We start from the raw sequence: 26,219 nt of genomic DNA on the forward strand, positions 1-26,219 counted from the left end.
AAACCGCTTAAGCACAACAAACTGCAAGGTCGAACAAGATGAGTAAAGTCAGTGTTATTGTCCCCGCCTACAAGGCCGAGCGTTACCTAGCTGCATGTTTAGAGTCGCTGGCTAAGCAGCGCATGCAGGATCTGGAAGTGATCGTGGTGGTGGATGCATCGCCCGATAGCAGCGCTGATATCGTTGAACAGTTTGTCCAGCGCTACCCCGAGCGCTTTCGTCTGCTGCTACTTAAAGACAACGTCGGCGTATCGCAAGCACGCAATCTGGGAATGATTCAGGCCAAAGGCGATTACATTGGCTTTGTCGATGCCGATGATATCGTCGCTCCAGATATGTACCGTAAGCTATATCACTGCGCGGTGACCGAGCAAGCCGAGGTGGTGAGCTGCCAACGCCTGCAGTTTGAAGAGCACTGCGACAGCGCCACGCTGATCCCCACCGACCAAGATTTCCAGAATGTATTCGTCACCAGCCACCTGTTTAACCGCGGCTGGCTAGAAGAGAACGGCTTGCGCTTTTATCCGCGAATGATCTTTGAAGACCAGCCCTTTCTCTACTTGGCTCGCTATCTGGCAACCAAGGTGGCGCGCTGTGATTACCACGGCTACTTCTACCGGCTGCACGATGAGAGCCTGTGTCGCGACCCGCTCAAGGCCCGCTTCAATATCATCGAAAAACAGCTAACTCTTAGTCAATTTGTGGCCGATGCCCAAGCGCGCGGCCTGCTACAGAGTAACGCCAAGTCAGTACTGGCTTGTCTGGCGAACTCGGCGCTCAGTGCCTTGTACTATCCGGTTGACCGTACCGACTTGCTGAGCTTTTGGCACTGCATGGCCTATCTAGACGACAAATATCGGCTCACCGAGCAAAGCGGTTTGGTGAGCAACAGCTACTGCATAAGCCGTTTTCTACGCTATCGCCACAGCGACTGGCAAATCCTGCTGCTAGCGCGCTGGGTAAAAGCCCGACAAGGCATGCCCGCCCGATTGCCAACGTTGCGCAGCACTGCTGCGACTAACCCGATTCAGGAGGTGAGCTGATGGCCAGCACTGACAGCGTCGATGTGAGCGTTATCGTCCCGGCGTATAACACCGAAGCGTATATCGAAGAGTGTTTGCAAAGCCTGTTCGCCCAAACCTTGCCATCGCTGGAGATTGTGGTGGTGATCGATGCCAGCCCTGATGGGGTTAGCGATGTGGTGGCGCGCTTGCAGGCGCAAACCCATCGCCAACTTCGAGTGATCCACTTGCCGCAGAATGTCGGGCTGGCAGAGGCGCGCAACATTGGTATGCGCGCGGCCAGCGGTAAGTATCTAGGCTTTGTGGATAGCGACGATTATGCCGACCCGCAGATGTTTGCCCGCCTATTTGAGCTGGCCGAGCAGGGGGATGCCGAGGTGGTGTGCTGCGGCTGGAAGACCTTTAGCGCGCAGCACAGCCAAAGCGTGTTCCCCGAGAGTATGGCGGAGAACACCATGGCCTGTAATAAGCTGATCGCCCGCGCGTTGGTGGAGCGTCAGCAGCTAGCCTTTCCCCGTGGTGAATGGTTTGAAGACGAGCTGTTCAGCTATCAAGCCCTGCTGCTGGCCAATCGGGTATTGAGCCTGAATGCCGCTTTGTACTTCTATCGAATGAATCCAGAGGGAATCTGCCGATCCAGCGGTAAAGCAGTGCAACGACTACATGGTCGCCGCAGCAGTGTGGCCGCGTTTATGCGTGGCATGGCCAGCAAGCAGTTGCATGACCGTTTTGCCGAGCATTGCCTAGAGCTGCTCTGTCGCCATGCCTGGATGCAACTGCAATCGTCGATTAGTTGGCCACAGCTGCAGGCCTATTTTCGCTTTACCGATCACCTTATCGCTAAGTATCAGCTAGCATCTGCGCGTGAGCAGCTTAAAGACAACTACTTTGTGAGTCGCTATTTTCGCTGGCATAACAAGCTGCCCGCCTTGTGGCTGCTTCAGCAACGCAGCCGGAGGGCTCAAGCATGAGTGCATTTGAATCTAGCCTGTGGCAGCGCGCTAGCCAGTTGGTGAAACGTGCCTCTTCGCTAAAAGAGCTGAGCTGTTATGGCTTGCTCACGGTGGTGCAAAAAGGCGCTGGCCTGCTGCTTATTCCCATCAGCACCCGCTATTTGAGCCTGGAAAGCTATGGGCTGCTAGAGAGCTTGCTGGTGGTGTTCTCGCTGTGCTCCTTGTTAGAGATGAGCGCCGGGGCGCTGCCGCGCTTTTATCCTGAATGCAGTCATCACCGTGACAAGCAGACGCTATTGTCATCATCACTGCTGCTGAGCTGTGCCTATGGCGCGGCCTTGGCCTTGCTGGTGTTCAGCACGCTGCGCTATCTGCCAATCAGCCTGTTCGAACCGCTAACGCTATTACAGCAAGTGATGGTGGCGGTGATCGTCTGGTCGATTGTGGTGGCCCAGCCCTTATACATGTGGCTGCGTATCGAAGGGCGGGCTGCAGCCTACCTACTGGTGGTGAGCGTGCAGACCGCGCTGCAGTTTTCGCTGGCGGTGTATGGCCTAAAACAAGGCTGGCAGCTCAATGCCATCCTGAGCGCCAGCACAACAAGCAGCGTGGTCGCGATGAGCTTGGCGCTGCTGTGCTGCCGACAGCAACTGGTACTGCGCTGTTCGTGGTCGCTGCTTAAGCAGACCCTGCGTTATCAAAGCTGCCTGGTGCTGGCCTCGCTAAGCCTGTTTGTATTGCACGGGCTGGATCGTCTGCTACTGGCTTCTCACCTAGGGCCGGAGACCTTGGCCCGCTATGGCGTGATGATCAAGCTGGTGGAGGCGGTGGCATTGGTCTTCGGTATCTTCGAGGCGTGGTGGCTGCCTAAGCGCTTTACCATCTTGGCGCAGGAAAATGGCGCCGTCACTGTTGCCAAAGTGCACCAGTGGTTGCTAATGGTGATCCTTGCCCTAGTTAGTGGCTGCGCGCTGTTGGCGCCGTGGGTGATAACCCGCTTGCTGCCTGAGGCTTACGCCGAGGGTTTGGTATGGCTACCGATGCTGCTGCTGGCATTAACCGCCAAGCTGGCGACTTCGGTGCTCGATATCGGCTGCTATTTGCCGAAAAGTCCCGGTTGGCTGCCCAAGATTAATGGCATGGCGGCGGTGCTGGCACTGGCGCTGTATCTGCTGCTTATCCCCCAGTTTGGTGTGGCAGGGCTGTTGGCAACCCTGATGCTGGTCTACGGCCTGCGTTTAGCGGCCTTTAGCTGGCTGAGCCTGCGCTTGTGCCCCTTGGACTATCAGCCCAAAGCGCTGCTGGCGTGTCTGGTGCCTCCGATGATGGTGTTGGGCGTGTTGGCGCTGATTGGTCTAGATGTGAACAGCGCACCGCTGGCGCTCACTAATTTACTCTGGCTAGCAGCATGGGCTTACTACCAATGGCGCAAGTCTGGCGCGATAGCAGCTGTGGCTAGCCACCCTTCGCAGAATGCGAAGGCCATTTCAACTGCAGCTTAACTGCATGAAAATAAAGGCTTTACAATATTGGCATAAAGCCTGCTGTAGCTCTCCCAAATCGCAATAGCTTTAAACAACTACCTGATGAGTTGGGAGAGATAACATGCAACGACTCGATTCCCCAAGGATGTGGCTGAAACACAGCCCATCACCGCTGGCACGGAGCCTGAAAACCCTGCTGCTGGCAATCCGGGATTGGCAGGTTCCAGTACTACCGATGCTCACTCGCGGCCTTTATGGCTTGCACCTCTCAATCAGTCAGCTGTGGCATAGCCTCAGCCAAACCCTATGGTATAGCCCGCTGTTTCGCTCTCAGCTAAGCGGCCCAGCGCCAAAGCTTAACCTCTATACCGGTATGCCGCAGATCCTTGGGGCCTTGGATATCTCCGTTGGTGAGCGCTGCCGGATCTCCGGACAGACTACCTTCAGTGGCCGCAGCTGTGGCGCTGAGCGCCCTCGCTTGAGCGTGGGCGACAACGTGGATATCGGCTGGCAGTGCTCGATTGCTGTTGGCCGGCGGGTGGTGTTGGGCGACAACGTACGCCTGGCCGGGCGCTGCATGTTGGCGGGCTATCCGGGCCATCCCATGGATGCGCGCCGCCGCGCTGCCGGAGAACCGGAAGATGACCACCAAGTCGGCGATATCGTGCTGGAGCGGGATGTGTGGCTGGCCAGCGGCGTATCGGTGATGGCTGGAGTCACGATTGGCCAAGGCTCGGTGATTGCTGCAGGTTCAGTGGTCACCAAAGATATTCCCGCTGGCGTGTTAGCCGCGGGCGTGCCAGCCAAAGTAGTTAAACAGATTGTTGATGTAGAGGGTTAAGCCATGAATTCCAATATTGTCGTATTCGCCGAAGACTGGCTGCGCCACCCCAGCAGCAGCCAACACATCGTTCGCCAGCTAGCTGCTGATAACCGGGTGCTATGGGTTAACTCGATTGGCCTGCGTCGCCCGCGCCTGAATCTGCGCGACTTGAAGCGGGTGGGCGAGAAGCTGTTGAAGATGGTCATGCCGCGCAGCGCCGAGCAACCGGGCCTTACGCCATCGAGCGTGCAAGTGATTTCGCCGTTTGCCTTTCCCGCTCCACGCTCTAAGGCGCTACGTTGGGTTAACCGCGTGCTATTGTCGTGGCAGGTGGGCCGGGCCATGCGCAAGTTGGGTATGACCAAGGCCAACGCCTGGCTGGCCTTACCCACGGCGGTCGAAGTGCTTGGGCGGCTGCCGTTTGAGCAGGTGGTGTACTACTGCGGCGACGATTTCGGTGCGTTGGCCGGGGTAGACCATGAGCAGGTCGAAGCCTGTGAGCAGCGGCTGGTGCAACAGGCCGACCATATCCTGGTTGCCAGCGAGCGGCTGCGTGACAAGTGGCATGAGCAGCAAGAGGTGTTAGAGAAAATCGCCGTGCTGCCCCATGGGGTGGATTTCCCGCTGTTTGTGAAGCCTGCGACCCCTTCGGGGGATTTGCCCAGTCAGCGACCGATTGCCGGTTACTACGGCAGTATCGCGGCGTGGCTGGATATGGACCTGCTGGCGCGGGTTGCCCGCTTGCTGCCGCACTGGACCTTCCTGTTTGTCGGCAAGATCGAGACCGATATCAGCCGCCTCGACGGTATCCCAAACATTCAATTTGTGGATGCGGTGCCACACCATTGCCTGCCCGGCTTTTCCCAGCACTGGACAGTATCAATGCTGCCGTTTCGTCGCTGCTCGCAGATCGATGCCTGTAACCCATTAAAGCTGCGCGAGTACTTGGCGGCAGGGCGGCCGGTGGTGAGTACGCCGTTTCCGGCATTGCAGGAGTATTCCGGCTTGGTGACAACAGCCCGCGGGGTCGAGGCCTTTGCTAATGCGCTAGAGGAAAGCCTGCAAACACCGGTGAGTTTGCTGCACAGACAAAGCGCCTTTCAGCGTATGGCGGTACGCAGCGAGAGTTGGGCCGAGCGGGCCAAGTTTGTTGGGGAGTTGTTGACTCGGAGACAGGCTCCGAGTCAATAGTGGGCGTTACGCGGTTAGCGCTTCAGCCGCCAAGATGTGCTGTTCTACTGCCAGCGCAACGCCATCGTCGTTGTTGCTAGCGGTGATCACATCTGCCAGTGCTTTTACCCGCTCTTCGGCGTTGTCCATCACCACAGCAAGGCCAGCGTACTCGAGCATATGGCGATCGTTGTCGGCATCGCCCACACACATCACTTCTGCTTGCTCAATGTCTAGTAGCTCAGCCAGCTTGGCAACGCCGATGCCTTTGTTGGCCTCGGGGTGCAGGAACTCTAAGAACACCGGGTAGCTGCGAGCGATGGTAAAGCGCTGCTGCATGCTCTCGGTGGCGGCGATTTCTGCCTGATTGAGGATGTTCTCTTCAGCCACCATCATCACCTTGATGAACTGGTCGTCATCGCCCAGCTGGTTGAAGTCGGTCACTTTCAGCTCTACGCCGTTGATCTCGGCTTCAAGGCGCGAGTAGGGGTTGTCTTCATGGGTTAGCAGGCCTCGCTCGGCGCAGAAGGCATGGATGTACACGCCCAAACGCTGCGACTCGGCGAAGATATCCTTGGTGTCGCGGCCGCTCATCATGGTTTGGTGGATCACCTCGCCATTACCTACCCGTTGTACCAACGAGCCGTTGTAGCTCACCACAAAGTGCTCATCGCTGGTCAAGCCCAGCTCTTGCAAGTAGCGCTGTAGGCCATTAATTGGACGACCTGAAGCCAGCACCACATGTACACCTTGTGCTTTGGCCGCTTGCAGGGCGTCGAAGGTGCGCGGTGAGATGGTTTTTTCAGAGTTGAGCAGGGTACCGTCCATATCCAGGGCGAGTAGTTTGTACATGTAACAACCTCAGTACAGAAAAGGAGCAAACCTTATATCAAAGAAATTTGACGTAACGGTGAAAAAAGAGCGGGCATTCTATCCCAATTCGTGTGGCTTTGGGATAGAATCTGCGCCTATTTAACCAGCCGGCTTTATCATCTCTTCTCCGAAAGGAGGAAAGCGGCAGTTAATACTGAAATTGATGATTCAGATCACATGATCTAGAACATATAACAGTGGATTGTTGCTTTGGCCAAATTTTCTCTTGAGCTAACATTTGATCCTGTTATACCCGACTAGGTAAATAGTTATTTATCAGCAGCTTAGGCTGTTGTTCCGGGTAGATGTCGATGGCTCAAAAAAGGAAGCCATCGCGGTTGCAGTATATGGAGGTAATAAAATGCAACGTGAACAATGGGGATCCCGTCTGGGGTTCATCCTAGCGGCAGTGGGCTCAGCAATCGGCCTGGGTAACATCTGGCGCTTCCCGTATATGGCGTATGAAAATGGCGGCGGCGCTTTCTTCATTCCCTACCTGTTTGCCATGCTCACCGCAGGCATCCCATTTATGATCATGGAATTCTCACTTGGCCACAAGATGCGTGGCGCAGCACCACAGGTGTTTGCGCGCTTAGGGCGTCGTTTGGAGTGGCTGGGTTGGTTCCAGGTGTTTGTCGCTTTTGCCATCGCGGTCTACTACGTGGCGGTGATTGGCTGGTCAATCTCCTACTTGGGCTTCTCGTTTACCCAAAGTTGGGGCGCTGATCCAAACGCCTTCTTCTTCACTGAGTACCTGCAGTTGGTTGATGGCAGCGCACCGAGCAACTTGGGCGCTCTGCAAAGCCATATCGTGGTACCCGTGGTGATTGCTTGGCTTATCACCTTCTCGGCGGTGTTTACCGGTGTGAAAGGTGGGATTGAACGCGCCAGCAAGATCATGATGCCACTGCTATTCATCATGGTGTTGGGTCTTATCGTGCGCATGGCCTTCCTGCCTGGCGCGCTTGATGGCTTGAACTACCTGTTCAAACCTGACTTCAGCAAGATCTTGGACGCCAAGGTGTGGTCGGCGGCTTACGGGCAGATCTTCTTCACCCTGAGTGTGGGCTTTGCCATTATGCTGGCCTACTCAAGCTACCTGCCAAAAGAGTCCGACATCAACAACAACGCCTTTATGACCGTACTGATTAACTGCGGCTTCTCGATCATGGCGGGTATGATGATCTTCGGCATTCTTGGCTACATGGCGCACTCAAGCGGCAAAGAGATTACCGAAGTGGTCTCGGCCGGTGTTGGCCTGGCGTTTATCACTATTCCTACTGCGATTAACCTGCTGCCTGCGCCGTATATTCTTGGTCCATTGTTCTTCTTGGCTCTGACAGTTGCAGGCTTGAGCTCGATGATTTCCATCGTCGAAGCGGTGACCTCTGCAGTTATCGATAAGAGCGGTTGGAGCCGTCGCAAAGCGGCCTCGATTGTGTGTGGTATCGCCTTGATTATCTCCTTGTCGTTCACCCGCAACGGCGGCTTGCTGCTGCTGGACGTAGTGGACCACTTTATGAATAACGTGGGCATTTTGGGTAGCTGTCTGGCACAACTGCTGATTGTTGGTTGGATGGTGAAAATCCTGCCTGAGCTGCGTGAGCGTGCTAACAATCTGTCTGAGTTCCGCATCGGCGCTTGGTTCGAGTTTTGCCTGCGCTTCTTAAGCCCTGCGCTGCTGATTATCATCGTTGGCACCAATCTGATTACCCTGATCCGCGACGGTTACGGTGATTACAGCCAGTTCGATATGATGACCTTTGGCTGGGGCTTGATTGCCATGATGATCGTAATGGCGGTTATCGTTCGCAAACTACCCACCGCACAAACCACCAACGAGGAGGCGTAATATGGACATCAGTGCAATTATCATGATGGTACTGGGCCTCGGCTTCACCTGGGGTGGAGCGCTGCTTTGCATCAATAAGGCGATGCAAAGCGGTAAGTAAGGTCGTGTAGCGTGACTAAAAAGCCATCCGAGAGGATGGCTTTTTGCGTTATACGTGGGTGGCCTCTAGCAACGATGTAACCCATTGCTGCAGCGGGTCGTCGTTGTAGCGAGGGTGCCAAGCGGCAATTACATCAAAGCTGTTTGGTGAGTGCTGCAATTGGATGGTGTGTACATCGAGATTGGCGATGGCTCTTGAAGGCAGAAAGGCGATGGAGTCGGTAGTCTCTAGATACATCGGCACCACTGAAAAGCAGGGCGCAGAGATCACTACGTTTCGCTTGAGCCCTTGCTGGGAAAACCAGTCATCAATCGAGCCTTTAAAGTTGGGGCGGGATGGTGAGGTGATAATGGTTGGGTACGCGGCGATATCTGCCATTGATGGCGTTGTGTTAGCAATCGAGGAGTGCTTTGAAGTAACACATACATGCTGCTCTTCAAACAGCGTAAGCACTCGGTAGCTCTCGGGAATATAGTCGGGGAAGGCGAGCGCTAAGTGCACTTTGCCGCTCTCCATTAGCTCGTGCAGCCTGTCTAACTCAAAATCTCTGACGATGACCTTTAGCCCCGGTGCTTGCTTTCGCAGTTGAGTAAGCAAGGCGGGTAAGACGACTTGTTGGGCATAGTCGGTGGCTGCAATTACATAGCTGCCACTTGCTGTGCTGGGGGTAAAGCTCCCCACAGATAGCAACGAGTTGAAGTCAATGAGCAGCTTGTCCACCTTCACTGCGAGTGCTTCAGCAAAGGGTGTGGGGACAAAGCCGTTGGTCTTTCTGACGAACAGCCTGTCGTTAAATACATCCCTAAGCTTTCGCAAATGGTCACTGACCGCCTGCTGAGTCAACCCAAGTTGGGTGGCAGCTTTAGAGGCACTCTCTTCGCGGAGCAAGGCCTGAAAGACCCTAAGTTGCTTGATATCTAAACGTTCTAGCCGGTGCATAACGTGACCTATGGGAAAGGGGTTGTGCAACTATACAGGTACACAAGAAAATCTTGTATCACTAACAAAAAACATCTGTTTCTAATTGTTTTTCCCGAGGTTTAGAGTTCTCCCCGTCAATTCAACTGTCGGAGAACAACATGAAAACAGTCATTTTAATCGGAGCTCGCGGAAAAATGGGCCAGGCGGCACTCACGGGTTTAGGTAAGCACAAGGTTATCACTGCGGGCTTATCGGGCGATGTCGATCATATTGTCGATATCACCGACGAGCAGTCGATCGAAGCGCTGTATCAGAAGGTCGGTCATTTTGATGCGGTGGTGAACACGGTTGGCGTGTGTGAATACGCACCGTTTACCGAGATGAGTGAGTCACAGTGGATGACCACAGTGATGAGCAAGATGATGGGGCAAATTAATCTGGTACGCATTGGCCAGAAGTACATTGCGGATGGCGGTTCCTTCACGCTGATCAGCGGCATCTTGAATGTTAAACCCATCCCGCTTGCCATCGCAGATGCAACCACCAGTGGCGCAATCGACACCTTTGCAAAATGTGTCGCCCATGAGATGCCTCGTGGGATCCGTATCAACGTGATTAACCCCACCGTGCTTAAAGAAGCATGGGATGTCTATGGCGAGATGATGCCGGGCTTCGAGCCGGTGCCTAGCACACTGGTTGGCAAAGCCTTTGAGCGTTCAGTGGATGGGTTTATCAGTGGTCAAGTGCTGTATGTGGATGCGTAAATACTGTACTGCTTGTGCCAAGCATTGCTGACCTTGGCTGCACCTTTGGTTTAGCGCTGTTCTGTATCAATATGGCGATGTAAAACAGTAAATAGGCTTGTGTCGAGTGACTAAAAAGCCATCCGTTAGGGTGGCTTTTTGCTGCTGAACTACTTCAGAGTGGTTAATGATTACGCCCTTGCTCGCATAACCAGTTGCTTGGGCCTCGTCAGCTGGAGTTTTCTCCAACGTGGAAGTAATTGCTTTAGATTATTTACTTATTTCCACTAGCTCGCTCACCCCACATCATGCCAACACACCAGCTCACTTAAACCGCCATGCTGCCAGCAAACGGTGATGCATGGCCCGTGGGCTTTGGAGTGGATGATATAGCCCGGTGCCGGGGCGTTGATGCGGAAGGGAAACTCGTTGGCGATGTAGTTGAGCTCTTGCAGGATCTGCGATTGCTTATGGGTGGGAGGTTGATCGGCGGGAAAGTCGTAGTCGCCGTGTTTAAAGCATTGGTTGGTAAACAGATCTTCGCTGTAGTGCAGCAGTGATAAGGGGTCGAGGCTCTCCGAGGTTAGGTGCATTAAGTAGCTGTTACGTTTGCCGCCAACAAACTCTTTGCTCCAGCCGGAGAAGGCCACCTTCAATTTAGGAAACTGCAAAGCGCTGCTTTGGCCTTCTTGGTGGCGCAGTTTGCGCAGCTCCAGCTGTTCGCGTTCTTGACCTACATGGGTGAGAAAGTCGCTGCTGTTGTCGGGGGAGAGTTCAAGGGTTCTCTGAGTAAACTGCAGCTTAAGGCGCTGTTTGCTTAGGGCCGGCGCAGGCCACCACCGTTCTACCTGTTCGGATAACAGCAGCTCGTGTAGCGAGTAGCTTTTGCGATACCAGCCTAGCTCAATGGTAAGCGCGCCTTCGGGCTGCCCCTGTTGGTTATAGCCGAGCAAATCCACTTGGTAGCAGAGGTGAGTGCGCGTCCACACCAGTAGCCATAGCAGCCCTAGCAAGCCGAGGACTAAGGTCAGGCTGGCCCACTGCTCTTGGGAGAGATGCTCCCTTAATAGCTGCTGATGAGCCGATTGCTCGCTAGAGAGCAATACGCTGGTGAGGGAGGTATTGGGCTGTTGCAGGTGCAAGGCGAGGACAATCAATAACAACAGCCCCAGCATCGCTTGGGTATAACGAAACCGGTGTTGATAGAGATGCTCGATAAGCGGTGAAGCTTGTGATTGATAGCGCCGCTGTAGGGGGAATTGCACTTGCTGCTTCCTGTTGTTAGTGCTTGAAGTGCATGTTATTGCTGTAAAAATGACCAAGCAAGCAGCGCGGGTGAAATATCGGGGCCAGCTAACGTTATTCGGGCCAGCTCACATTACACACACTGGCGTCGATGCCCTCGCGGGCGAACAGGTCGAGCCATAGCCGTTGGTTGTCTTGCGGGCGATCGTTGGGGCCTTTGATCTCGATGAGACGATAGGTTTGGCTGGCGGGGTAGAACTGAATCAAATCAGGAAAACCACTGCGGTGTTGTCGCAGATCCTGCAGCATGCGCCGGAAGATAAGCTCGAGCTGTGGTGCGGGAATACAGCGCAGCGCCATATCCAGCAACTCAGGACTGAGCCCCTCCCAGTAGATAAAGTGATTGGCCAGACCCTGCTTATCTTTCAAGGTCGCATGCATCGCATCACCATGCTGGCCTTGCTCTAGCAGGGCAAAGCAGTCGTCGATGATGGACTGGCGCTTGCGACTAAAGCTGCGGCTGTACATATCCGCTGGGGCGGCCTGAAACGGATGAAAAAACGCATCGCGCACGGGTGCGAAGATGGCTGGCCAAAACAACAGACCGAACAGGCCATTGAACAGCAGGTTCTCCACATAGACACAAGGCGCGTCGGGCTCGCCAATGGCAGCGGCGCAGCTTCGCTCTAGCTGCTCAACTGGCGCTTGGGGAAGATCTAGCTGCCAAGTGTTTGGGCGGGCTAGGGTAAACAGCAGCGGCGTCGCTTGTTTGAGCTTGCGCGCGCTGCGCTGATAGATCCGCGAGATGCGCAGCTTATCGATGGCTGCGCTGGCCTGCGCTAGTTGCTCCTCGGCAAACTGGTAGCACTGCTCTTGGCTCTCGCTTAGCTCGCTCACCCGGCACCAACGCACCGCCGCCTCGGGGTAGCGGCTCTCTCGATAAGCCTCGATAGCGTGGGCATATTGCTGTTGGCGCTCGGCCTGACGACCGGCCTGAAACAGCAGCTTACTGCGCCGGCGGTCCAGCCAAGTATGCTTTGGCGCTTGCCATGGCAGCTGTGGCCAGAGCGTGAGTACATCGTCGGCTTGCTCCAGTTGCTCGGCTAGCTGATGCATCTCGATGTAGGCCTCAAGTACCTCACGTGAGTCAAAGGTGGCGGGCGTGTCGGTAAGGTCGACGCGCTCATACTGGCGATGGCCAAGCTCGGTGGTGACAAATTCGCTCCAGTCTTGATAGAGGTTGCCAAAAAACAGCAGCCGAACCCGAACAAACAGCGCATCGACTAGTAGTTGAACGCCTATCTCCTTAGTGCCTGTGGCGACGTGTAGGGCTTCAACCAGTGGGAAGCTAGGCTCTGCGGGTATTTGCCGTTGTAGCTGCTCGGTTAACTTTGGCTTGCTTAGCGAAGCCGGCCACGGCAGCTCCGGGTAAGTGTGCCGGGCAAAGCTTAACAGCTCTGCTTTGGTAAGTAGTGATGCCAGCTGTTCGCTGTTCACCTTAGCGCAGGTGGTGACCAAGCCTTTGGCGCCGAGCTCGTTAAGCGCGGCGGCGGTGTCGGCAATCTCTGGGTACTGCAGCTTGCTCTCTCGAAATAGCTCGCCCTTGCGCATCACCATCCTACACAGCACTGCCTGTGCAGGCTGGGTCAGTGAGTCGATGGCCGTGAGCTGTTGCTGCTCTTCTGGTGAGAACAGCGCCCAATAGCGGTCGGTGACAAAGCCCAGCAGGGTTTGCAGGTTTTGCAGGTAGTAAAAAGGGTCGTCGACCTTGGCTGTTTCTATTTTCACGGTTCTTCCGGTGGTTGCCTGAACGGAGTGTAGCCCGCTTAAATGGTAACCCGTTTAATCCATAAACTAGCAACATTATCTAAGCGATTCTCAGCAAACAAACGACTCAGGCGCGCTTGACCCTGCTCGTTCCAACTGCACAGGGATACAAGACAAACTGCGAAACGCTGTAGGACTACAAATCGCAATCAAAACAAGCCACTAGCACTGAAGCTATATGATGCTTGGGTGGTTTTATCTACTGCGCAAAATGGTTAGCCCAACGAAAAGCACTAACAAAGGTCATTTATATGAACATATTATCTAAATGTTGCTCCTGTGGTGCTTGATTAAGATCTTAGCTTGCAGCATCATTCGCACATGATTTTGAGGTATTAAAAAAGTCACGCGAAGTTAATCTTAGTGTGACCTTGCTGCTAAAGACTCCTCGCTCAACCAACAACATACTTACGCAGAGGAACCATGGTTCTTGTTCAATTATTAGTGGTACTGGGTGCCATTTTCTTGGGTGCCCGCTTAAGCGGCATCGGTATCGGTTATGCCGGTGGTATCGGGGTACTGATCCTGACACTGGTACTAGGAATGGCTCCGGGCAGCATCCCGGTATCGGTGATCCTAATCATTATGTCAGTGATTGCCGCCATTGCTGCGATGCAGGTGGCTGGTGGGATGCAGTATCTGGTTAACATTGCCGAGCGGGTGCTGCGCAGCAACCCTAAGCAAGTGACCTTTCTGGCACCGATTGTTACCTACATCATGACCTTGCTGGCGGGTACCGGCCACACCGCTTTTTCAACCTTGCCGGTGATTGCCGAGGTGGCAAAAGAGCAGGGCATTCGTCCTTCGCGTCCTTTGAGCATCGCGGTGGTGGCATCGCAGATTGCGATTACCGCATCGCCTATTTCAGCCGCTGTGGTGGCCTTCAGTGGCATGCTGGAAGGCAAGGGCGTGGGGTATCTAACGCTGCTGGCTATCTGTATTCCGGCTACCTTTATGGCCTGTATGGCCGGTGCCTTTGTCGCTCAGTTCCTCGGTAAAGAGCTGGCAGACGACGAGGTCTACCAAGAGCGTTTGGCCAAAGGCTTGGTTTCGCTGCGTGACAAGACCAAGGTGGCTGAGCTGCCAGCGACCGCCGGTCGCTCAGTACTGATCTTCGTTATCGCCATTGCTGCCGTGGTCGGTTATGCCACCGCGATTAGCGACAACGTAGGCTTGATTGCCAACCCGACTCTGGGCCGCGATGAAGCGATTATGGTGTTTATGCTGACCGCGGCAGGCGCGATTGCGCTGACCTGTAAGATAGATACCAGCGATGTGCTTAGTGCCGCGACGTTTAAGTCGGGTATGAGCGCGTGTATCTGTGTGCTGGGTGTGGCGTGGTTGGGCGATACCTTCGTCTCTGGCCATATCGAGAGCATCAAAGAGATCTCTGGCAGCGTACTGCAAGACTACCCGTGGATGCTGGCGGTGTTGCTGTTCTTTGCATCGATGCTGCTTTACTCACAAGCGGCGACTACCGTGGCGCTAATGCCTGCTGCCTTGGCGATGGGGGTCAGCCCGGTTGCCGCGATTGCTGCTTTTGCTGCAGTGTCTGCGCTGTTTGTATTGCCGACCTACCCAACCCTGTTGGCCGCCGTGGAGATGGATGACACTGGCTCGACTCGGATTGGCAAGTTGGTGTTTAACCACCCCTTCTTTATTCCGGGTGTAGTAACCATCTCAACCTCGGTGGCGCTTGGCTTCCTGATTGGCGGCGTGGTGCTTTAATCAGCAGTTAGAGCCGCTTCACGTAATCTGGCTGGCAAGCTGTTGATTACCTGATACTCTGTTACCTCAGGTAACACTGAAATGCCCGTTTTTGCCGGGCATTTCAGTATTTGCAACAGCGCCTATTACTTACCTGGTTTGGTATAGGGCAGCGGAACTTATCAGGTCCAGTTCGATTGTTTATGAAGAATCTCCAGTTAGTAGGGTTATTGGTGGCGGTGTTCAGTTTAGGCGCGTGTAGCCACCGACCTTCTGCTCCCAGTGCGTCGTCGCCACAGCCTTCACACACCAAGCCTACTAAACACCTAGGCAATATCGACCCTGCCGTGCTTTCCATCCACGACAAGCTGGTGGCGCAACATGCCGACTGGCACGGCGTGCCGCATCGTTGGGGCGGACAAAGTAAGTCGGGGGTCGACTGTTCGGCGCTGGTGCAACTGACCTATCAGCAGCACTTCTCGCTACAACTGCCACGCACTACCCAAGAGCAATCATCGGTGGGGACTGCCGTGTCTAAACAGCAGCTACAAGCCGGGGATCTGGTGTTCTTTAAAACCGGCCGCAATCAGCGCCATGTCGGCATGATGCTCGACAGCCAGCGCTTTTTGCACGCTTCCTACAGCAAAGGGGTGATCATCTCTGAGCTAAGCAACCCCTACTGGCGCAAGAACTACTGGCGCGCCCGCCGGGTGCTGTAGCTTTTTTCTGCGTTTGCTTGCTCTGATGCTGTTTAAACAAACTTTGCCCCCAAAAGGTCAATAGCCCCTAGGCTTAGCCAGCCGCTTCCCTTACACTTGCCGAGTTAACAGTAAGTTAAATGAACTAAAGGAAAGCTCTCGTTATGCGTTTAGTGTCGTGGAATGTAAATGGTATCCGTGCGGTGATGAAAAAAGACTTTATGCAGTCGCTTATCGACATGGATACCGATGTGTTGTGTTTGCAAGAAACCAAGGCTCAGGATGATCAGGTGAGCGCGGCACTGGCCGAGCTTGAGGGCTACCACATCTACTCCAACTCGGCCGAGCGCAAGGGCTATTCGGGCACCGCCATCCTTAGTCGCAGCGAGCCAATCTCGGTGGAATACGATATGGGCATCGAAGAGCACGATCAGGAAGGCCGGGTGATTGCCGCCGAGTACCCGGAGTTTATCTTGGTTACCGTGTACACCCCGAATTCTGGCAGCGAGCTTAAGCGTTTGGAGTACCGCCAGCAGTGGGATGCTGACTTCCTTACTTACCTGCAACAGCTGGAGCAGCGCAAGCCAGTGGTGGTGTGTGGCGATCTAAACGTGGCGCACCGCGATATCGACTTGGCTCGTCCTAAGCCGAACTACAACAAAAGCGCCGGGTATACTCAGGCTGAAATCGACGGCTTGGATAACCTCACCGAAGCGGGCTTTATCGATACCTTCCGCCACCTCAATGGCGACGAGGTGAAGTACAGCTGGTGGAGTTACCGCGCTGGTGCCCGTGGCAAGAACATTGGATGGAGAATCGATTACTTCCTCAGCTCGCCCGCCTTGCAAGACCAGCTAAGCCGCGCCGACATCCTTAACGAAGTGATGGGCTCTGACCATTGCCCAGTGCTGCTGGAGCTAGCGCTGTAGTGACACCAGCAAAACGCCGCTTGAAAGCGGCGTTTTGTAGCAGTTCGCCAATCACCTAATGGTTGTGGTTAAAGGTCTCATCCAAAAACAATACACAGACAATTGAGATGACAAAGGCGATAGGCATGATCCAGATGGCTGATTGTAAGGCTGCTTGCATCTGAAGAGGGCTCGCGGAGCTGGTACCGCCAAAGCTCGACACTAACTTACCAAAGAACGGTTGCCCGATAGCGCCAATTCCCATAAGAATTACCGCGGATAAACCGTTGGCAGTACCCAGCACCTTGTCCTGATTGGACTCTCCAATCACCGGGTAGCCAATGCTTTGCGCTGAGGTCAGTATCCCCAAAAGTAAGAACATCACATAAAAGAATCCGGCGCTGGTTGAGGGCGGGAACATGATTAGTAGCATGATGGCCAATGAAATAATCGCGCCGCCTAACATGGCTTTTTTTCGTGATTGCAACTTATCAGAAATGAGTCCGGTTACTGGTGAGCCGAGCATGGTACCGATAAAAATCATGCCGATAATGCCGGTGTAGGTCGCTTCAGTAAACTCGGGGTTAATGAAGCGCAGATAGGTGGTTCCCCATACTGCACCGAGTAGTAACACTGACAAATTAAGCATGCCAATAAAGGTGCCTGCCAGCCAATTTTGCTTGTTCTTTGCGGCGAGCTTTAGGCCCTCGATGAGTGAGATCTGTAGGCCTTGTGCCTCTACTTCTCCATCGGGAGAATCTTGCACAAACAACAGCACCATCAGCAGGATGATGCCACCGAGTAGAGTATTCAACACCATTGCTATCTGTACGCTAGTGGCGTTAATAATTGCCAACAATGGCGCGCCTGATACAAAGCCTCCGAACACTGCAAATGCCACCAAGCTACCCGCGACGAGCGCTAACTTTTCCGAGGGGAACCAACGAGGTGCCAGACGAAATGGAGCCATAAATGCGATGCAATGTGCAGCGCCCATTAAGAAGCGCAGTAGCGATGCGCTAAACACGTCGGTGGTGATAGATAAGCCAAAGCTACAAGCAATCATTAACAGTAATGTTGCCAGTAAGCTCTTCTTGACTGAGTACTTATCGAGAATGACCCCGGCAGGGATAAGCATCAGTACCGTGCCATACAAAAATGCGCCAGCAAAGTTACCAAACTCTGCCGCCGAGCTTAAGGCCAGGTTGTCCATAAAGAATGCTTTCATGGTTTCTGTGCCAAGTAGAGTCATTTGAATAAAGCTGTAGAAAAAAAACGCGCCAGCAGAAAAAACCACCAGTGTCGGGCTTTTTTCCTTCGTCATTGCTAGGGTGTGAGTACTCATGGTCAGCTTCCTTTCTTGATTAGAAGAATGCTTGTGGTTTCTCGTACCAGGCAGAGGTGATAGCTCAGAGTGCAGCCCGAGCTATCACAACCAATTTCAGGTTGCTTGATGCCTACGGGAGAAAGGTGGCTGCCTTACTAGAGGCTGTTGTCCTGCATTTCTCCAAACAGTGTTGATCAGCACTATTGCATGCCACATGCCACATGCCAGTTGTAGGCGAACGGCTAAAACGCGAAACCAAAGCTCGTATTGCTTTTGACATCGATGACATGCTGTTCACCATCAATGCTGCGCATACGGGGTGCTGAGCCGAAGCGCCGTTGGTGGAGAGTCTTTATTCGTTCATGCAGACCATCGAGAATCATGCTTGGATAGAATGCCCTTGGCTCATTGCTATCCAAATGTCCACTGAGTATCAGTTCTTACGCCTGTGCTAGGGTATCAACAAACTGATTTTTCTCAGCTAGCGATCTATCAGCCGTGTTTTGACCCGCAGTGGGATTAAACCGTGAGTGTTTCGAGCCAAAGTCTATTAGTTCGCTATATCCACTCGTCTTTCCCATATCCATTAGACCAATCCTGGCGACGTGCTCCCAAGGTGGTTAAATTATATTCAGCCGAATTCAGTTAAAACTGTGATCAAGTTAAAGGTGGAATGTTTGTTCCAGATGGCGGGATGTTGTTGTGGTGTGCCGTTTAACAAGTAGTTCATTATGTCTACTTCACTCGGTATTTGTGGATTGATAGCCAGCGAGCCTGGTGGGTATCACGCGGAGAACTGTAATGAGAGGGACTCTGAGTATTGTCAGCTACTGCTCTAGATTGAGGTTGCTTGGGTATACTCACGGAATATATACACTAAGCAGCATAAATACTAAGTAACAAGCCGCTAATATTGCGACTATTGCTGAGACGGCGATCTTCACCCAGTACTCTTGTGCGGCGACTGCCTGCGAGTGGCGAAAAAAGCCCGAGAAGCGGTAATGAAAATAGCCGCTACCAACAAGCGCCAAGGTTATCGAGAAAATCGCTATTAAGGCGAGCCAGCTAAAGCCATGGATATCCAGCAGCACCACCTCAGCTAAGCCCACACCGAACAGCACCAGTTGGGTGCGCAGCCAAGACAGCGAAGTTCGCTCGGGCTGTAGACCGGGGTCACGTTTCATAGCACGATAACGATGGTGATGGTTAGGGTCAGAAACACCATCACCACACTGACTGTTTTTAAGAACTTGGTGTATTTAATCTCCGAGCCCTTGCGCATCGCATCCTCATTGCGCGCCCAGCGCCGATAGGCAAACACCGCCAGCGAGCCAGAAAAGAAACACAAAAACGATGATATTGCGATACGCACCTGCGGGTTGGCCAGCTCCGGCGTTAGCTGGTCGATGCCGATGGCCGCCGCCAGCAGCGCCAAGGCGGTGCGGATCCACGCTAGATAGGTCCTCTCGTTAGCCAACGAGAAGCGATAATCCGGCGGGGTGCCTTGAGAGCGCCATGCGCGTCTGGGCCTGTTAAATCGCATCGGTATAACCTCCTTGGATACCGCCTCGAGAGCTGTCAAAACGACTGAATAGCAACAACTTACGGTATATGAGTGATAGCTTGCAAGTGCTCAAGAGTGTCTAGGCTTGCGTATATCTAGGTCAGTGTATAAAACAACAGGCTGACAAAGATTACGCTAATGGTGATCTTGTAGATGGAGTTGTCTGACAGCTTCTTCATTAGGTGCGATGCGACAGGCACACCCAGAAACGAGCCGGTGAGAAAGATCAGCGCAGTGGTGACATCGGTCTGTCCACCTTTGGCATAACCCAGTGCTGTGACACCCGACAAAAATAAAGCCAATATCACCGATGAGCCAATGGATTTTTTAATATTTACATTCAATACGCTGTTTAAGATGGGGATTAATAGCACGCCACCACCCACTCCGGTTGAGCCAATAATCGACCCACAAAACACCCCTGAGAGTAGTGCTTTTTTTGATGCCAAAGGTTGCTCGATATGAATTAGTGACTGGGTTTTATTTTTTCGTGATTTTAACAATACCGATATCAGCGATACGACCATAATTAGCAAGATTAGGGTAGTTACCACTTGCTGAGTGATATTTGCGTAGAGGTGATGGCTATTGAAGTAGACCACTAATTGAGTGACCGAATAGGTCAGAGGTAAGGCCCCAACAAACAGCATGCTCACCGTCTTCCACGAGACGTTTTTTGCCTTCACATGGGCTATCGAAGCATTCACTTTCACCATGGTGGCAATCAGGCTGGCGGTGCCCACCGCAAGCACTGGCGGCATATCGCAACAGCGCTGAAGCATTGGGATCAGTAGCACGCCACCACCGACTCCAGTCAGCCCTAAACATAAGCCAAATATACCTCCGAGAAACAGCTTTAGCATCAGAGCCTCCGCTGCGATTAGCTCGGCAAACAGCGCCGTAAACTCCACTAGCAACCTCCACAAGTCAACAAATCGTAATAAAAGGGTAAACGTTTACGATAATGTGACTTTACTCTAGTTTTTCAGCCTCCCTTTATGGCGCCAGCCATATTGATCCGCATTTGATAGCGGTAAGGTTGCTAGTGAAAAAGTTGCAGCTAAGACGACTGAGAAAATGCCAAAAGACATACGACACTACATTGCAAATGAACTAGAGACGATATTCATAAAGGCAAAGGAAAGCCTTTATCGAAGCGGTTTTCCAGCCAAGGGGATTTATTACATTGAGGAAGGGCTAATTGGTTTATATCAGGTGTCGGAAAGCGGTAAAGAGTCACTATTACGGCTGTATGGGCCGGGTTCCTATTTTGGCTATAGAACGCTGTTCACCAATCAGTGTTACCCCTCTACGGCAAGGGCGATGTCTAACAGCAAGATCGTTAAAGCAAGAATCAATGATTACAAGTCGCTAGAAATGCTAGCGCCGGAGTTGACCAGTTACCTGATGAAAGAGGTGTGTTCTGAGCTGGGCGAGGCTGAAAAACGCTTGCTGCAATTTAACTCTTTTAGCTCCAAGAAGCGGATCATCGACACCATTTACTATGTCTTCAAGTTTTACCCCGACTACCCCTGGACCTACCGGGAGATAGGTGAGCATAGCGGTACCGACACCACCACGGTGATCCGCTTTTGTAAAACCCTTAAGGCAGAAGGGATCCTCGATGTGAACAGCCGCAAGCCGAAGCCATCCAGTTTGGAAGGCTTGTCGCAGTACCGCAAGACCCTAGTCGACAACTAAACAAGGCTGAGCCGCACAACATGAACAACACGCTTTCAAACACTCACTCGACCCCTTGCCATGTGATGGCTAAGCCTTCTGGGGCGATGTGCAATCTAGCTTGCGACTACTGCTTCTATCTAGAGAAGGAACAGCTTTACCCAGAACGCAAAGCGGACTGGCGGATGTCGGATGACACGCTGGAGCGGTTTATCCGTCAATACATCGATGCCCAGCCCGGCGAGTATGTAGAGTTTGCCTGGCAAGGGGGCGAGCCCACCTTGCTTGGTCTTGGCTTCTACCAAAAGGTGGTGGCGCTGTGTGACAAGCACTCGCAGGGCAAAACCGTTGGTCACGCGTTTCAAACCAATGGTGTGCTGCTCGACGATGCCTGGTGCGAGTTCTTTGCCAAGCATCAGTTTTTAGTAGGGATTTCCATCGATGGCCCTAAAGAGCTGCACGATCACTATCGAGTTACTGCTGGTGGCAAGGGCAGCCATGACAAGGTCATTGGGGCCTTGGCATTATTTAAGAAGCATCAGGTCGAGTTTAACGTGTTGACCGTGGTGAACGCGCTGAATGCCCAGCACCCGGTAGCGGTTTATCAGTACCTGAAATCCTTGGGCGCGAAGTATATCCAGTTTATCCCACTGGTAGAGCGGGTCGTGAGCGATGCGGAGACCGTGCTGAGTTTTGCCAGCCCCGAGCAAGTGACCAACCAAGTTACCCCTGAGTCGGTATTGGCCAAGGACTACGGGGCGTTTTTGAATGCCATCTTTGATGTCTGGGTGGCAAGCGATGTTGGCGAGGTGTTCGTTCAAACCTTCGATTCGACACTGGCCAGTTGGTTGGGCAGGCCGCCGGGTGTGTGTTACTTCGCCGAGCGTTGTGGCCACTCCTTTGCACTGGAGGCTAATGGTGATCTTTACCAATGCGATCACTACGTCTATCCCGACTATCGGCTAGGCAATATTCATCAGTCTACCATTGCCCAAATGAACCAAAGCTCGGAAGCGCGCGCATTTGGTGAGCAGAAGTCCGCCAGCTTAAATGACAAGTGCAAGGGCTGTAAGTATCTGTCGGCCTGTTATGGCGGCTGCCCCAAACACCGTTTTGTCGGTACCGGTGTGGGTAAGCCCGACCATAACTACTTGTGCGAGGGGTATTACCAGTATTTTTCTCACACTGAACGGGCGATGAAGCTGATGTGCGAGCTACTGACAAATGGCCATCCCGCTACTGAGGTGATGCCTTTACTTAAGCAAGAGCGGCAGGGTGCACTATTAAAAAGTGGTTTAAAGCCTTTAGGAAGAAACTCACCTTGCGTATGTGGTAGTGGATTGAAATATAAACGTTGCTGTGGAAGTTGAGGTGAATAGATTTACATTTAGGTTAAGTGCATTGCTAATGCTTAGATGTATATACCCGAGCAATCTCAAGATGCAGGATTCAGAGGCGCTCAATATCCATAGGGCGAGGCGAAAATACGAAGGAATGGTGACTCATTTCGAGTGTTTTCAACGAAGAACTATGAATATTGAGCGCCTCCCAAAGGGCGAGTTTTCCAGCCCCTCATGCTGCGTTACTGCTCCTTGATTTAGGCCACTATATCGGCGGAGCAGTGCCTTGCCTGAGGGACTGGAAAATCTCGCTGAACAAGTATCTTGAGGTTGTTCGGGTATATAGCGTGTTTATGCGATCCCCTATTAAGTGGATGCTTTAAGTTTTAATTAATTACTGTTTTGATAGAGATTTAAGATGATTAGTTCAAGGATGTATATAGATGGTCGATCAGTAGAGTCTTCCAGTAAGTTTGATGTTATCAATCCGGCCACTGATGAAAAAGTTGCAGTGATTTCTATAGCCGATCGAGCGATAGCTAACGAAGCCCTCAATGCTGCTAAAGCGGCTGAGCGCAGCTGGTCCACCCTACCTGTCGATGAGCGTGTTGAATGGATGCACAAGCTACGTGGCGCTTTTATTGAGAATGAAGAACGCTTGCGCATGGCGGTCCATATCGAAACAGGTAAAAGTTGGGCAAGTACCGGTGAAGATTTCCAAAAGCTGGTGGATAGCCTTAGCTTCTATGCCGAGGAGATCAAACGTTTTACGCCGCCCCAGATAGAAGGGACTGCGGCTACCCATAAGCACACCCTAAAGTACCGGCCTGTGGGCGTTGTGGTGGCTTATCTCTCATGGAACTTCCCATTGCTCAATCTTGGCTTCAAGCTGGGCCCGGCCATGGCATCGGGTTGTCCGGTGGTACTAAAACCCAGCCTGAAAGCGCCTTTATCGGCCTATCTGGTTGGTGAGATCTGCGAGCAAGTCGGCCTGCCTGCAGGGTGTGTGAACGTGATTGCCGGCAGTGATAACGAGATCGGTAACTTCTTGTCGGCTTCGACCATTCCCTCGCTGTTAACCCTAATCGGCTCCATTAATACCGGCGTCAAGGTGATGCAGGCTGGTGCCTCGTCGATCAAGCGTTACTCCATGGAGCTCGGTGGCAATACCCCCTTTATTGTCTACAACGATGCGGACATCGATAAGGCCGTTGCCACCTTGATATCCCTCAAGTACGGCAACAGTGGCCAAGTGTGTGTGGCGCCCAATAGGGTGTTTGTGCAAAGCCAGATCAAACCTGCGTTTGTAGAGGCTTTGGTGAGTGCAACCCGAGCCGTGACCATGGGCTTTGACCGTGATGCAGACATTGTCATGGGGCCGGTGATCGACAAGCAGTCGCGCACCCGGATCCATGCGCTGGTGGCTGATGCGGTTAACAAAGGTGCCACGGTACTGGCTGGCGGAAGCTTCGATGGCGATGCCAAGGGCGCGTTCTATCCACCCACGATTGTCAGTGGCGTGAATAGCACCATGACCATCTACCACGAAGAGATCTTCGGTCCGGTTATCAGCCTTATCATGTTTGACGACGAGCAGTCGGTGATCGAGCAAGCAAACAATACCGACACCGGCCTAGCCTCGTATGTCTTCACCCAAGATAAGGCCAAGGCACAGCGTGTATCGGAGCAACTGGAGTTCGGTGAGGTGCAAATCAATGGCGTGAGCTACAGCATTGAGCTGCCACACGTGGGCATTAAGCAGTCGGGAATTGGCTGTGATTGCTCCAAGTTCGCGCTCGATGATTATTTATACTTAACACGGGTGAGTGAAGCTATTTAATTAACTGTTTTTATTTCATTTGCTTAATTAATTGCTGGTAAGCGGCGCGCATTATTGCGCGCTATTTTTAATTGCCATTAGGGTGGCGATGATTGTTCCAGTATGTGGGACTTTAAATAACGGGCTTTATTTAACCTTAAATGAGTTGGTGGTTGTGTTAATTTAATTAACTAAGGTTTAGCGTGGTTTTAGTATTTCGCGCCTTCATTAATTAGTAAACTAGCTTTGTTTAGATTTAGCGTAATAGGTGTTTACATGGAAAAGTACTTCAAGTTCACTTCTCTTAAAACGGGTGAAGCAACATTAACCAATGGCTTTTGGGCTAATCGAGTTAATGATTACATGAGCATTATCGAAAACCTGGAAGGCGCGCTGCTGTCGGAAGACAACGCTGCCCGTATGCTCAACTTTGGTATTGCTGCCGGCGAGGTTGAAGGCAAGTTCTTTATGAACGAGTGGTCTGACGGTGACTGCTACAAGTTTATTGAAGGCTGTATGAATCAGTACGCGGTGACCCGCGATGAGCGGATTCTGGCAGTGGTGAACAAGTACATTCCATGGATTGAAGCAGCCCAGGAAGACGACGGCTACATCGGTACCCAAACCTTACTCACTGAGCAAGAGCGCTGGACCGACACGGAAAACCATGAGCTATACAACATGGGCCACCTGCTTACCGCTGCCTGTGTTCACCATGATGTTACCGGTGAAAAACGCCTGCTAAACGTTGCTATTCGCGCCGCCGACTACCTGTGGGAAACCTTCTCCACCCGCGACTTTGCCCTGTGCCACTTCGGCTTTAACCCCAGCCAGATTATGGGTTTGGTAGAGCTGTACCAACTCACCAAGGAACCTAAGTATCTGGAGCTTGCGGATATTTTCACCCATATGCGCGGTGAAAACCCCGAGATTGGCGGTGACTGTAACCAAAACCGGGTTGCCCTGCGTGAAGAGACCCAGCCGATTGGCCATGCGGTAACAGGTGCTTACCTCTACGCCGGTGCTGTTGATGTTTACGCACATACCGGTGAAGCCAAGCTGATCGAGGCGGTAGAGCGCATCTGGCAGGACCTGATCAAACGTCGCATCTACATTACCGGTGGGGTGGGGCCACAGTATGTGGGCGTGTCAGACCGTGGTGACCCTATCTACGAGTCTTTCGCTGCTGAATACGACTTGCCGCACCGGGTGGCCTACAACGAAACCTGTGCCAACATTGCCGTGGCGATGTGGGCCAAGCGCATGCTGCAGGTGACCAATAAGGCCGAGTATGGCGACTGGATGGAGACCATTCTATTTAACGCCGGTATCTCGGGCTCAAACCTACATATGACGCGTTATTTCTACGCGAACCCACTGGCGCATCGCGCCAATCATCATATTGAGCCAAGCTTTGGCCAGTACTCCCACGTGCCCAACGAGCGCTTCTTTACCTTCGACTGCTGGTGCTGCCCGCCGCAACTGCTGCGCACCTTTACTGGCATGCCTAAGTGGATCTACTCGGTGGCTGACAAAGCAGTATCGATTAACCTGTTTGCTGGTGCCAAGCTCGATACCGTATTGCCTTGTGGCTCACCGGTGAACATCGATATGCAAACCAACTACCCGTGGGATGAGACTGTCACCATCGAGGTGCTCGACGCGCCGCAAGGTGGGCTAAGCCTTAACTACCGTATTCCTTCATGGTGTGAGGGCGCTACCCTCAATGGTGAAGCGATTGCCAAAGGCATGCACGTATTGGAAGTGGCCAAAGGCGATGTACTAACCCTTGTGTTGCCGATGCAGCCGCGTCTGTATGCCGCCAACCCGATGCTGGAGCAAGCCAATGGCATGCTGGCCGTAAAACGTGGTCCAGTGGTGTACTGCCTGGAGGGCAGCGATATCGAGGAGGGCTACACCATCGATGATTTGGCCATTCCAACCAATGTGAGCTTTAAAGAGCTGGCCATCGACGAGCTGCCACACAACATGGTGGGCTTGAGCGCTGAGCTTATCCATCGCCCGAAAGGCGATACGCTGTACTTCCCGATGACCGAAGATGCCGAGCAGCGAGTCAATGTGCGCTTTATACCTTACTTTGCCTGGGCTAACCGCGAAGAGCAGGATATGAGCGTGTGGCTGCCGCGCGCCTAGCAAGCACTT

At 52.9% G+C, this 26,219-nt stretch carries 23 protein-coding genes; 15 read left to right on the plus strand and 8 right to left on the minus strand.

Translation table 11 applies throughout. The annotated features are described in order from the left end of the window. Positions 1-38 precede the first annotated feature (38 nt). The 5 genes from G461_RS25730 to G461_RS0121460 all read left to right on the plus strand — a co-directional run bounded on the left by G461_RS25730 (position 39) and on the right by G461_RS0121460 (position 5,473). Entirely contained in the window at positions 39-1,043 is a 1,005-nt protein-coding gene (locus tag G461_RS25730; protein ID WP_026973387.1) for a glycosyltransferase family 2 protein, read from the plus strand. Beyond that, positions 1,043-1,993, plus strand: a complete 951-nt coding sequence (locus tag G461_RS25735; RefSeq protein WP_051333753.1) for a glycosyltransferase family 2 protein — start codon at positions 1,043-1,045, stop codon at positions 1,991-1,993. Before G461_RS25730 ends, G461_RS25735 begins: the two co-directional genes overlap by 1 nt. After that, a complete protein-coding gene (locus G461_RS0121450; RefSeq protein WP_026973388.1) occupies positions 1,990-3,477 on the plus strand; it encodes a lipopolysaccharide biosynthesis protein in 1,488 nt (495 codons plus the stop codon). Before G461_RS25735 ends, G461_RS0121450 begins: the two co-directional genes overlap by 4 nt. 103 nt (positions 3,478-3,580) lie before the next feature. Then, positions 3,581-4,300: an acyltransferase gene (locus tag G461_RS0121455; protein ID WP_026973389.1), complete on the plus strand. Its 720-nt coding sequence runs from the start codon at positions 3,581-3,583 to the stop codon at positions 4,298-4,300. 3 nt (positions 4,301-4,303) lie between these two features. Next, positions 4,304-5,473 (plus strand): glycosyltransferase, encoded by a 1,170-nt coding sequence (locus tag G461_RS0121460; RefSeq protein ID WP_026973390.1) that lies wholly within the window; start codon positions 4,304-4,306, stop codon positions 5,471-5,473. 6 nt (positions 5,474-5,479) lie between these two features. Here the strand turns inward: G461_RS0121460 and G461_RS0121465 are convergent, their stop codons facing one another. Next, positions 5,480-6,304 (minus strand): Cof-type HAD-IIB family hydrolase, encoded by an 825-nt coding sequence (locus G461_RS0121465; protein ID WP_026973391.1) that lies wholly within the window; start codon positions 6,302-6,304, stop codon positions 5,480-5,482. A gap of 382 nt (positions 6,305-6,686) precedes the next feature. On the opposite strand from G461_RS0121465, the gene G461_RS0121470 reads away from it, so the two are divergent. Then, a complete protein-coding gene (locus tag G461_RS0121470) occupies positions 6,687-8,177 on the plus strand; it encodes a sodium-dependent transporter (RefSeq protein WP_026973392.1) in 1,491 nt (496 codons plus the stop codon). A 1-nt stretch (position 8,178) separates the two neighbouring features. Beyond that, entirely contained in the window at positions 8,179-8,277 is a 99-nt protein-coding gene (locus tag G461_RS26190) for a MetS family NSS transporter small subunit (protein WP_157360391.1), read from the plus strand. A gap of 48 nt (positions 8,278-8,325) precedes the next feature. Here G461_RS26190 and G461_RS0121480 read toward each other — a convergent pair whose 3' ends face one another. Beyond that, on the minus strand, positions 8,326-9,216 hold the full coding sequence (locus G461_RS0121480) for a LysR family transcriptional regulator (RefSeq protein ID WP_026973393.1): 891 nt from the start codon (positions 9,214-9,216) through the stop codon (positions 8,326-8,328). A 125-nt stretch (positions 9,217-9,341) separates the two neighbouring features. Between G461_RS0121480 and G461_RS0121485 the strand changes: the two genes are divergently transcribed. Next, entirely contained in the window at positions 9,342-9,962 is a 621-nt protein-coding gene (locus G461_RS0121485; RefSeq protein WP_281172036.1) for a short chain dehydrogenase, read from the plus strand. Between the two features lie 275 nt (positions 9,963-10,237). Here G461_RS0121485 and G461_RS0121490 read toward each other — a convergent pair whose 3' ends face one another. Together G461_RS0121490 and G461_RS0121495 are read right to left on the minus strand one after the other, a co-directional pair. Continuing rightward, complete coding sequence (locus G461_RS0121490) at positions 10,238-11,206, minus strand: hypothetical protein (RefSeq protein WP_026973395.1); 969 nt, start codon at positions 11,204-11,206, stop codon at positions 10,238-10,240. Positions 11,207-11,300: 94 nt separating this feature from the next. Beyond that, positions 11,301-12,974 (minus strand): VRR-NUC domain-containing protein, encoded by a 1,674-nt coding sequence (locus G461_RS0121495; protein WP_026973396.1) that lies wholly within the window; start codon positions 12,972-12,974, stop codon positions 11,301-11,303. Positions 12,975-13,436: 462 nt separating this feature from the next. On the opposite strand from G461_RS0121495, the gene G461_RS0121500 reads away from it, so the two are divergent. The 3 genes from G461_RS0121500 to G461_RS0121510 all read left to right on the plus strand — a co-directional run bounded on the left by G461_RS0121500 (position 13,437) and on the right by G461_RS0121510 (position 16,347). Further along, entirely contained in the window at positions 13,437-14,741 is a 1,305-nt protein-coding gene (locus G461_RS0121500; protein ID WP_026973397.1) for an anaerobic C4-dicarboxylate transporter, read from the plus strand. A 182-nt stretch (positions 14,742-14,923) separates the two neighbouring features. Continuing rightward, the gene (locus G461_RS0121505; protein ID WP_035480997.1) at positions 14,924-15,439 is read left to right on the plus strand and encodes an NlpC/P60 family protein; all 516 of its coding nucleotides are present in this window, start codon (positions 14,924-14,926) and stop codon (positions 15,437-15,439) included. 143 nt (positions 15,440-15,582) lie between these two features. Next, a complete protein-coding gene (locus G461_RS0121510; RefSeq protein ID WP_026973399.1) occupies positions 15,583-16,347 on the plus strand; it encodes an exodeoxyribonuclease III in 765 nt (254 codons plus the stop codon). Positions 16,348-16,402: 55 nt separating this feature from the next. Here G461_RS0121510 and G461_RS0121515 read toward each other — a convergent pair whose 3' ends face one another. The 4 genes from G461_RS0121515 to G461_RS0121540 all read right to left on the minus strand — a co-directional run bounded on the left by G461_RS0121515 (position 16,403) and on the right by G461_RS0121540 (position 20,128). After that, positions 16,403-17,671, minus strand: a complete 1,269-nt coding sequence (locus tag G461_RS0121515) for an MFS transporter (protein ID WP_084429450.1) — start codon at positions 17,669-17,671, stop codon at positions 16,403-16,405. A gap of 842 nt (positions 17,672-18,513) precedes the next feature. Further along, the gene (locus tag G461_RS25150; RefSeq protein ID WP_035480999.1) at positions 18,514-18,837 is read right to left on the minus strand and encodes a DUF202 domain-containing protein; all 324 of its coding nucleotides are present in this window, start codon (positions 18,835-18,837) and stop codon (positions 18,514-18,516) included. Then, complete coding sequence (locus G461_RS0121535) at positions 18,834-19,196, minus strand: YidH family protein (protein ID WP_026973401.1); 363 nt, start codon at positions 19,194-19,196, stop codon at positions 18,834-18,836. The genes G461_RS25150 and G461_RS0121535 overlap by 4 nt, the downstream gene beginning before the upstream one ends. 116 nt (positions 19,197-19,312) lie before the next feature. Further along, positions 19,313-20,128 (minus strand): sulfite exporter TauE/SafE family protein, encoded by an 816-nt coding sequence (locus G461_RS0121540; protein ID WP_026973402.1) that lies wholly within the window; start codon positions 20,126-20,128, stop codon positions 19,313-19,315. 166 nt (positions 20,129-20,294) lie between these two features. On the opposite strand from G461_RS0121540, the gene G461_RS26565 reads away from it, so the two are divergent. The 4 genes from G461_RS26565 to G461_RS0121560 all read left to right on the plus strand — a co-directional run bounded on the left by G461_RS26565 (position 20,295) and on the right by G461_RS0121560 (position 26,210). Continuing rightward, on the plus strand, positions 20,295-20,918 hold the full coding sequence (locus tag G461_RS26565) for a Crp/Fnr family transcriptional regulator (protein WP_084429452.1): 624 nt from the start codon (positions 20,295-20,297) through the stop codon (positions 20,916-20,918). Positions 20,919-20,938: 20 nt separating this feature from the next. Further along, the gene (locus G461_RS0121550) at positions 20,939-22,267 is read left to right on the plus strand and encodes an anaerobic sulfatase maturase (protein ID WP_026973403.1); all 1,329 of its coding nucleotides are present in this window, start codon (positions 20,939-20,941) and stop codon (positions 22,265-22,267) included. 388 nt (positions 22,268-22,655) lie between these two features. Continuing rightward, a complete protein-coding gene (locus G461_RS0121555) occupies positions 22,656-24,077 on the plus strand; it encodes an aldehyde dehydrogenase family protein (protein WP_026973404.1) in 1,422 nt (473 codons plus the stop codon). A 255-nt stretch (positions 24,078-24,332) separates the two neighbouring features. Continuing rightward, the gene (locus G461_RS0121560; RefSeq protein ID WP_026973405.1) at positions 24,333-26,210 is read left to right on the plus strand and encodes a glycoside hydrolase family 127 protein; all 1,878 of its coding nucleotides are present in this window, start codon (positions 24,333-24,335) and stop codon (positions 26,208-26,210) included. Positions 26,211-26,219: the final 9 nt, after the last annotated feature.

It is taken from the genome of Aliagarivorans marinus DSM 23064 (genome assembly GCF_000429485.1).
Taxonomy (GTDB): domain Bacteria; phylum Pseudomonadota; class Gammaproteobacteria; order Enterobacterales; family Celerinatantimonadaceae; genus Aliagarivorans; species Aliagarivorans marinus.

Bases quoted from the DNA above. Each gene is read 5' to 3' on its own strand.
- G461_RS0121535 (WP_026973401.1), bottom strand. From the start codon at position 19,196: ATGCGATTTAACAGGCCCAGACGCGCATGGCGCTCTCAAGGCACCCCG.
- G461_RS0121480 (WP_026973393.1), bottom strand. From the start codon at position 9,216: ATGCACCGGCTAGAACGTTTAGATATCAAGCAACTTAGGGTCTTTCAG.
- G461_RS25150 (WP_035480999.1), bottom strand. From the start codon at position 18,837: ATGAAACGTGACCCCGGTCTACAGCCCGAGCGAACTTCGCTGTCTTGG.
- G461_RS0121500 (WP_026973397.1), top strand. From the start codon at position 13,437: ATGGTTCTTGTTCAATTATTAGTGGTACTGGGTGCCATTTTCTTGGGT.
- G461_RS0121510 (WP_026973399.1), top strand. From the start codon at position 15,583: ATGCGTTTAGTGTCGTGGAATGTAAATGGTATCCGTGCGGTGATGAAA.
- G461_RS26190 (WP_157360391.1), top strand. From the start codon at position 8,179: ATGGACATCAGTGCAATTATCATGATGGTACTGGGCCTCGGCTTCACC.
- G461_RS0121555 (WP_026973404.1), top strand. From the start codon at position 22,656: ATGATTAGTTCAAGGATGTATATAGATGGTCGATCAGTAGAGTCTTCC.
- G461_RS0121560 (WP_026973405.1), top strand. From the start codon at position 24,333: ATGGAAAAGTACTTCAAGTTCACTTCTCTTAAAACGGGTGAAGCAACA.
- G461_RS0121505 (WP_035480997.1), top strand. From the start codon at position 14,924: ATGAAGAATCTCCAGTTAGTAGGGTTATTGGTGGCGGTGTTCAGTTTA.
- G461_RS0121465 (WP_026973391.1), bottom strand. From the start codon at position 6,304: ATGTACAAACTACTCGCCCTGGATATGGACGGTACCCTGCTCAACTCT.
- G461_RS0121550 (WP_026973403.1), top strand. From the start codon at position 20,939: ATGAACAACACGCTTTCAAACACTCACTCGACCCCTTGCCATGTGATG.
- G461_RS26565 (WP_084429452.1), top strand. From the start codon at position 20,295: ATGCCAAAAGACATACGACACTACATTGCAAATGAACTAGAGACGATA.
- G461_RS25735 (WP_051333753.1), top strand. From the start codon at position 1,043: ATGGCCAGCACTGACAGCGTCGATGTGAGCGTTATCGTCCCGGCGTAT.
- G461_RS0121515 (WP_084429450.1), bottom strand. From the start codon at position 17,671: ATGAGTACTCACACCCTAGCAATGACGAAGGAAAAAAGCCCGACACTG.
- G461_RS0121460 (WP_026973390.1), top strand. From the start codon at position 4,304: ATGAATTCCAATATTGTCGTATTCGCCGAAGACTGGCTGCGCCACCCC.
- G461_RS0121455 (WP_026973389.1), top strand. From the start codon at position 3,581: ATGCAACGACTCGATTCCCCAAGGATGTGGCTGAAACACAGCCCATCA.
- G461_RS0121470 (WP_026973392.1), top strand. From the start codon at position 6,687: ATGCAACGTGAACAATGGGGATCCCGTCTGGGGTTCATCCTAGCGGCA.
- G461_RS25730 (WP_026973387.1), top strand. From the start codon at position 39: ATGAGTAAAGTCAGTGTTATTGTCCCCGCCTACAAGGCCGAGCGTTAC.
- G461_RS0121450 (WP_026973388.1), top strand. From the start codon at position 1,990: ATGAGTGCATTTGAATCTAGCCTGTGGCAGCGCGCTAGCCAGTTGGTG.